Below are 6,170 nucleotides of genomic sequence, written 5' to 3'. Positions count from 1 at the left end.
AACCGTGACCGCCCGGATCACGCACTTCAGCGTCTACGCCCTCCTCTTCACCGAAGCGGCCGGGGCTGTTCCCACCACAGCAGCGACCGGCGTCCCGACCACCGCCCCGGCAGAAACGGGCGCAGAAAAACTCCCGATGCTCGCCGTTCTCATCGCTGTGATCGCCGTCATCGCCGTCGCGGCCGCCGCATTCTTTTTGATGAAGCGGTAACCCGAAAAACACCTCTATTTTCACGTCCTGCTCCTGCCGGCAGCCATCGGTGTTTCCAGTGCCTTCAAAGCCGCAGACTGATCTGCAGGGTATTCCCGGGACTCCTCTCTTCCCGAAGGGAGATACCCCGGCGGAGTCTGGCTGAAAAAGTAGGGGGGCGCTCCGTTACGCCCCGCCAATCTCCCTGATAACGATCAACCGCCACTCGGTGCCGTGCAGCCCGACCGTCGTCCAGTAGGCCTCTTTCTGCACCGTGCGGGAAAACCCGGTGTCGTAGAAGGAGTAGGTGGCGTGCCCGGACCAGTTGCCCGCATACGTCCGGGCGAAGGCGATGACCTCCGGGAACTCTGCGTACAGCGACTCGCTGAACGTCTCCTTCCCGACCTCCGCCGAGTCCGGGTCGTAGAGCACCCGGCCGCCGGCCTCGGCGACCATCGCGGTGTAGGGCGTGCCGCTTAGCACCGGCTCGATCTCCTCCCGCAACAGCAGGCAGGGATCGAAGGTGATGCTCGTCGCCCCGGCCAGGCGCTCGTCTTCCGAAAAGACGGGATACTCGATGATCGCCGCCTGCCCGCCCTCCTGGAGTGGAACGACGTCGGTCATGACCGGCACCTTCCGCTCAAACGTCTCCCGGACGACCTCACGCTCCCCGAGGTCCTCGCCGACGAGCGAGGCGACGGACCCCGGAACGGCGGCGAGGCAGGTCCCGTTCCTCGCGATGGTGATGGCGGTGGTGACGGACCGATCCGCCGCGAGGGTCTCTGCAAGCAGCGCCTCTGCGTCGGCGCCGGCAAGACCGGTCGCGGTCAGGTTTTGTGCCGTAGTCTCCACCCGTGCGTCGAGCAGTGCAAGGGCACCGTCGATCCTGCCCTGTAGGAGATTCAGCCGGACGAGCATCTCCTTCTGCTCTGCAACGTCGCTGCAGGCATCTCCGGTCTCCGATGCGCCGGTGCATCCGCATACGGCAGCGGTGAGCAGCAGGAGCACGCAGACCGGAACAGACGTCTTCCGTTTCACGACGAACATCTTGACCGCATACTACATGAGGCATTCGGATAGTGCACAGGGAGAAGAGATACGGTATCCGATAGAACAATAGCGGCGGAAAAAGGGGAATGAGGGTGGTTCCAGGAAGAGGTTAGTTCTTCTTTCCCTTCTCCTGCTTCCCCTGCTTCTTCTCCTGAGCCTGAGCCTTCTTATCCTTTGCTGCCATGAGCGTAACACCTCCCTCCCGAGGTGGGATATATCTACCAACGATCGGTTTGGATATAAATTTTATGCAAAATCCACACTTTACTGGATAATTTATGGGCATATTCCGGTTTAATTTGGGATCCCTGGATTTGGGTTCCGTAAAGCGCATCTTGCAGTGCAATCCGGGGCCGGAGAGCGCCGATCGCCAGGGCTATCACCTCTCCCGCCCACAGTTCCTCCGATTATGAAGATGCTCCTCGGGGTCGGCAATACCCTCCGCGGCGACGACGGCGTGGGAAGCTACGTCGCCCACCGGATGGAAGATGGCGACTGGAACGCCCTCGACTGCGGGACGGTGCCCGAGAACTTCACCGGCGTCGTCCGGCGGAATCACCCGGCTCTCCTCGTCTTCGTGGACGCGGCGGATATGGGCGTCCCGCCGGGCGAGTTCCGGATAGTTCCAAAGGGCCGGATCCAGGACGTCAGCATCGGCACGCATTCGCTCCCGCTCTCGCACCTCATCGACTTCCTCGCGGGCGTTGCGGAGACGATCCTCTTCATCGGGATTCAGCCGGCAATTGTGCGGGACGGCGAGTACCTGAGCGAGCCCGTGCAGGAAGGAGCGGAACGGTTGATCACGGTCCTGAAAAAAGGGGATATTGAAGATATTCCGGTGCTCTGATCACTCGACGATGAGGTGATCGGCGTAACGGTTCTCGTCGGCGAGCAGGAACGCATCGCTCATCGCGAGCGAGCCTTTCGGGCAGATATCCGTGCACTGCGAGCAGAAGATGCACTGCGAAACGTAGATCCGGATCCTTTTCTCGTCCTTCAGCACCTCGATGGCGTGGGCCGGGCAGACCTTTGCGCAGAGGCTGCAGCCGGTGCAGCCCGTCGGGTCGTAGGTGATCTTGCCCCGGAAGTCCTTCGGCACCGGCACCGGGGGGTGTATCGCAGCTTCACCCCTGCCGACCTTCGCCAGGAACTCCGTCACCGAGGAGGGGAGGTACTTCGCCGGGAATGCGTTCGTCGCCGGGGTCCTGAAGAGCTGCCGGAGCAGTTCCGGTATCATGGGTAATGTTGCCATTCGCATCACACTCCTGCGAGTATCGCGTCGATCATCACGAGCGCCAGGCCGACGAATCCGGCGAGGCCGAGCCAGACCCAGTAGATCGAGACGATCTGGTTGATCCTGAACCGCGCCATCGAGACCCGGATCAGGGAGATCGAGAAGAAGACCACGAGCAGCACTTTCGCGAGGAAGAAGACGAAGTCCGCGGCCACGGCGACTGCAGGCGCCATCGCGACGAAGCTCGAGAGGTTCCAGGGCAGGAAGAGTGCAACCGCAAGCGCCGCCATGACGATCGTCTTCACCGCCTGTGCGAGGTAGAAGAGCGCAAAGTTCTTCCCCGAGTACTCGACGAGCAGCCCGCCGGCAAGCTCGGTCTCGGCCTCCTGCGCATCGAACGGGATGCGGGAGAGCTCGGCGGGCGTCACCCACGCGAGGATCCCGAGCAGGATCAGAAGCCCGACCGCCCCGACCGGGCCGACGACGCCCCAGACCGGGTTTGCCGCGATTGTGGTGAGCGAGAAGGGATCGGCTATTCCCGCCATCGAGAGCCGCCAGGCGATCGCGATGATCGCGATCGCGAGCGGGAGTTCGTAGGCGATCAGGATGACCATCTCACGCTGGGCGCCGACCGTCGCGTAGGGCGAACCGGAGGCGAACCCGCCGACGACCATCGCGAGCGCCGGGATCGTGAGGAGATACATCACCAGGATCAGGTCGCCGGCGCCCCCGAGGACCGGCATGATGCTGCCGACCGGAAGGTAGAGCAGGATGGTGATCGCCGATGCGAGCGCCAGGATCGGTGCGCCGTTGAAGATCCACGGGATGGCGTTCTCGGGGACGATATTCTCCTTGCGCATCAGCTTCGCCGCGTCGATGAACGGCTGGCGGAGCGGCGGGCCGATCCGGGCCTGCATCAGGGCCGCGAATTTGCGGTCGACGCCGAGGAAGAAGAGCCCGGCGACGATACCGAAGACCGCCATGGCGACGGTGCCGCCGACTGCCGCAAGGATGGTCTCGATGAGAGTCATGCACTCAGCCTCCGTGTCTTCTCGACCGAGAGACGGTGCAGCTCCTCTTTGGTCATGATGCCCCGTTCGCCGCTCCGGACGACCGCCACGCGGTCGGTGCAGGAGAGGCAGGGGTCGATCGAGGCGACGATGATCGGGATGTCGGCGATCTGCTCGCCCTCGAGCATCGGGATCCAGCTCATCAGGTTGCTGTACGAGGAGGCCTTCACCTTCCACGACGTCGGGTGCTCTTTTCCGTCCATCCGGACGTAGTGGAGGACCTCGCCGCGGGGCGCCTCGTGCCGCCCGAGCGCTTCGCCGTGGGCCTTCTTGAACTGGTTCAGGAGCTTGGCGAGTTTCGGCTCGGCGATGACTTCGCCTGCCGGCATCCGGTCGAGGCACTGCCGGATGATGTCGACCGACTGGTCGACCTCGAGGAGACGGACGACGATCCGGTCGAATACGTCGCCGCGGGTCTCCCCCATGTAGGCGTCCGGGAGGATCGGTTCGATCGCAAGGTCGCCGTAGGCCGCGAACGGGTAGTCGACGCGGACGTCCATGTTAAGCCCCGACGCACGGGCGGTCGGCCCGACGGTGCAGAGCTTGAGGGCGTCGTCGTACGAGAGGACGCCGCAGTCGCGGCAGCGCATCTGGATGGTTTTGTCCTCGAGGAAGATCTTGAGGAGTTTGCTCTTCAGGTCGCTGTAGTACTGGAGCGTCTCCTCGATCGCCGGGAACTGGTCGGGCGTGAAGTCCCGCCGGACGCCGCCGACCTGGATGATCCCGTAGTTGACGCGGTTGCCGGTCAGAAGCTCGATGGTGTCCATCGCCTGTTCGCGGACGCGCCAGGTGAGGTGGAGGAGCGTGTCGAACCCGAGTTCGTGGGCCGCGACGCCCGCCCAGAGGAGGTGGGACTGGATCCGCTCGAACTCGGCGATGATGGTGCGGACATAGTCGGCCCGTTCGGGCACCTCGATCTCCATGATCTGCTCCATCGCCCGGGCGAAAGCCAGGGAGTGCGAGACGCCGCAGATCCCGCAGATGCGGTCAGTCAGGTGCACGATCTGGACCGGGTTTCTGCGCATGCCCATCCACTCGATCCCGCGGTGGGTCTGGCCGGGCGCGAAGTCCGCTTTCAGGATCTGTTCGCCGTTCATCTGGAAGGTGAACATCACCGGCTCCTTCAGCGCCGGGTGGGTCGGGCCGATCGGAACGGTGTAGGGCGTCATCTTCTTCTGCGGATCGTCACTCATGCCGCTCCTCCTCCGCAGGCGCCGGCTCGCGCGCCGTTACTTTTGCTTCAGCCACTTCTGCGGCCTGCACGACGCCTTCCTCCTCCGGCGGTATCGCCGGGCGGGCGGGGCGGTTCGCCGGCCTCCCCACCGCCCAGAGATCCTTGACCATACCGTCCCGGATCCCGGTCTCGTCCTTCCGCCAGGGGTAGACGCCCTCAGGAAACTCTTCGGGGAGGAAGAGCCTGCGGCCGTCCGGTATCCCGACGACCTCGACGCCGAGCATCTCCTGCTTCTCCCGCTCCGAGAAGACCGCACCCGGGATGAGGTCGGCGATCGTCGCCACCCGGAGGTCGGACTTCGGGAGGGCTACGGTCAGGGTGACCATGTATTCTCCGTGCTTCGTCCCGTAGTAGATCGAGAAGTGGTAGTTCAGCTCGACCGCGTCCCCGATGTCGGTGCCGGAGATGACCCCGAGGTGTGGGAAGTGGATCGCGATCAGCTCCCTGACTGCGGGGTGGAGCGTGTCGCGGTCGATGTCGAGCCAGATATCGTAGCTCGGACGCTTCCCGACGCCCTCGCACCGCTCGGTGATCCGGCTCTCGAGGATGCCTTTCCCGAACTTCTTGGCAAAGACGGCGACGACCTCTTCCGGGGTCAGCAGTTTTGCGGGTTTCATGCCTTCTCACCCTCCAGGCGCTCGAGCTTCTGCTGGGCTACCACCACGCCGTGGATGATGGCTTCGGGCCTCGGCGGGCATCCCTGGACATAGACGTCGACCGGGATGACGTCGTCGACCGGGCCGTCCAGGTTGTAGGAGTCGTAGAACGGGCCGCCCGACGTTCCGCAGGCGCCGACGCACATCACGACTTTTGGGTCCGGCATCTGCTGGTAGACCCGCTCGAGCCTATCCCGCATCTTCTTAACGACCGGACCGGTCACGAGGAGGATGTCGGCATGTTTCGGGCTGCCGACGAGCTTGATCCCGAACCGTTCCGGGTCGTAGCGCGGGGTGATCGCCGCGACGATCTCGATCTCGCAGCCGTTGCAGGAGCCCGAGTTGAAGTGGAACGCCCAGAGCGAGCGGTTGAACGATTTTGTCAGTTTCATCAGATCAGACCTACGATGAGTATCAGGATGGCTGCAATTCCGAAGAACCACAGGAGATAGTCGGTCAGCACACCGGTATGAAGCGGGACGATGCGGTCGTAGTAGCCGCGCATTGCCTCGGTGAACCCCCAGTAGAGGTGTCCGCCGCCGACGTGAACGTCCTGTTTCGCCGGTTCCGGGTTTCCGGAGAGGTAGGGCTTCGTCTGCTCGGTGCCGGGCTTGTAGCTGCTCTCGCCGGTGAGCCAGATCAGGTAGGCGATCACGAGCGCGACCGCGAGCACGGCGAGCCAGATGATCGGGTTCCAGAACCCGAATCCGGTCACGAGTGTTGCTACGATGTCCAT

The 6,170-nt window shown here is 63.7% G+C and carries 10 protein-coding genes; 2 read left to right on the top strand and 8 right to left on the bottom strand.

The annotated features are described in order from the left end of the window. On the top strand, positions 1-211 hold a 211-nt coding region (locus FGU65_RS13750), incomplete at its 5' end, for a hypothetical protein (RefSeq protein ID WP_301665066.1). Positions 212-376: 165 nt separating this feature from the next. On the opposite strand, the gene FGU65_RS13745 is transcribed toward FGU65_RS13750, so the two are convergent. Continuing rightward, the gene (locus tag FGU65_RS13745) at positions 377-1,228 is read right to left on the bottom strand and encodes a PDC sensor domain-containing protein (RefSeq protein WP_301665065.1); all 852 of its coding nucleotides are present in this window, start codon (positions 1,226-1,228) and stop codon (positions 377-379) included. Positions 1,229-1,349: 121 nt separating this feature from the next. Beyond that, complete coding sequence (locus FGU65_RS13740) at positions 1,350-1,526, bottom strand: hypothetical protein (protein ID WP_301665064.1); 177 nt, start codon at positions 1,524-1,526, stop codon at positions 1,350-1,352. A 123-nt stretch (positions 1,527-1,649) separates the two neighbouring features. Here FGU65_RS13740 and FGU65_RS13735 point away from each other — a divergent pair, with 123 nt between their 5' ends. After that, positions 1,650-2,087 (top strand): hydrogenase 3 maturation endopeptidase HyCI, encoded by a 438-nt coding sequence (locus FGU65_RS13735; protein WP_301665063.1) that lies wholly within the window; start codon positions 1,650-1,652, stop codon positions 2,085-2,087. Here FGU65_RS13735 and FGU65_RS13730 read toward each other — a convergent pair whose 3' ends face one another. Genes FGU65_RS13730 through mbhI form a run of 6 tightly spaced genes read right to left on the bottom strand, consistent with a single transcriptional unit; the run spans position 2,088 to position 6,170 of the window. Then, positions 2,088-2,492 (bottom strand): 4Fe-4S dicluster domain-containing protein, encoded by a 405-nt coding sequence (locus FGU65_RS13730; RefSeq protein WP_301665062.1) that lies wholly within the window; start codon positions 2,490-2,492, stop codon positions 2,088-2,090. 5 nt (positions 2,493-2,497) lie between these two features. Further along, positions 2,498-3,505 (bottom strand): respiratory chain complex I subunit 1 family protein, encoded by a 1,008-nt coding sequence (locus FGU65_RS13725; RefSeq protein ID WP_301665061.1) that lies wholly within the window; start codon positions 3,503-3,505, stop codon positions 2,498-2,500. Beyond that, complete coding sequence (locus FGU65_RS13720; RefSeq protein ID WP_301665060.1) at positions 3,502-4,737, bottom strand: hydrogenase large subunit; 1,236 nt, start codon at positions 4,735-4,737, stop codon at positions 3,502-3,504. Before FGU65_RS13720 ends, FGU65_RS13725 begins: the two co-directional genes overlap by 4 nt. Further along, entirely contained in the window at positions 4,730-5,395 is a 666-nt protein-coding gene (locus FGU65_RS13715; protein WP_301665059.1) for an NADH-quinone oxidoreductase subunit C, read from the bottom strand. The genes FGU65_RS13720 and FGU65_RS13715 overlap by 8 nt, the downstream gene beginning before the upstream one ends. Then, complete coding sequence (locus FGU65_RS13710; RefSeq protein WP_301665058.1) at positions 5,392-5,826, bottom strand: NADH-quinone oxidoreductase subunit B family protein; 435 nt, start codon at positions 5,824-5,826, stop codon at positions 5,392-5,394. Before FGU65_RS13710 ends, FGU65_RS13715 begins: the two co-directional genes overlap by 4 nt. Beyond that, positions 5,826-6,170 (bottom strand): membrane-bound hydrogenase complex subunit MbhI, encoded by a 345-nt coding sequence (gene mbhI / locus FGU65_RS13705; protein WP_301665057.1) that lies wholly within the window; start codon positions 6,168-6,170, stop codon positions 5,826-5,828. The genes FGU65_RS13710 and mbhI overlap by 1 nt, the downstream gene beginning before the upstream one ends.

This window comes from Methanoculleus frigidifontis (assembly GCF_030464345.1).
Taxonomy (GTDB): Archaea; Halobacteriota; Methanomicrobia; order Methanomicrobiales; family Methanoculleaceae; genus Methanoculleus_A; species Methanoculleus_A frigidifontis.
This window is presented reverse-complemented; position numbering and strand designations above follow the sequence as displayed.

Coding starts and splice junctions, on each gene's coding strand:
- FGU65_RS13740 (WP_301665064.1), bottom strand. CDS start 1,526: ATGCCCATAAATTATCCAGTAAAGTGTGGATTTTGCATAAAATTTATA.
- FGU65_RS13735 (WP_301665063.1), top strand. CDS start 1,650: ATGAAGATGCTCCTCGGGGTCGGCAATACCCTCCGCGGCGACGACGGC.
- FGU65_RS13730 (WP_301665062.1), bottom strand. CDS start 2,492: ATGGCAACATTACCCATGATACCGGAACTGCTCCGGCAGCTCTTCAGG.
- FGU65_RS13725 (WP_301665061.1), bottom strand. CDS start 3,505: ATGACTCTCATCGAGACCATCCTTGCGGCAGTCGGCGGCACCGTCGCC.
- FGU65_RS13720 (WP_301665060.1), bottom strand. CDS start 4,737: ATGAGTGACGATCCGCAGAAGAAGATGACGCCCTACACCGTTCCGATC.
- FGU65_RS13715 (WP_301665059.1), bottom strand. CDS start 5,395: ATGAAACCCGCAAAACTGCTGACCCCGGAAGAGGTCGTCGCCGTCTTT.
- FGU65_RS13710 (WP_301665058.1), bottom strand. CDS start 5,826: ATGAAACTGACAAAATCGTTCAACCGCTCGCTCTGGGCGTTCCACTTC.
- mbhI (WP_301665057.1), bottom strand. CDS start 6,170: ATGGACATCGTAGCAACACTCGTGACCGGATTCGGGTTCTGGAACCCG.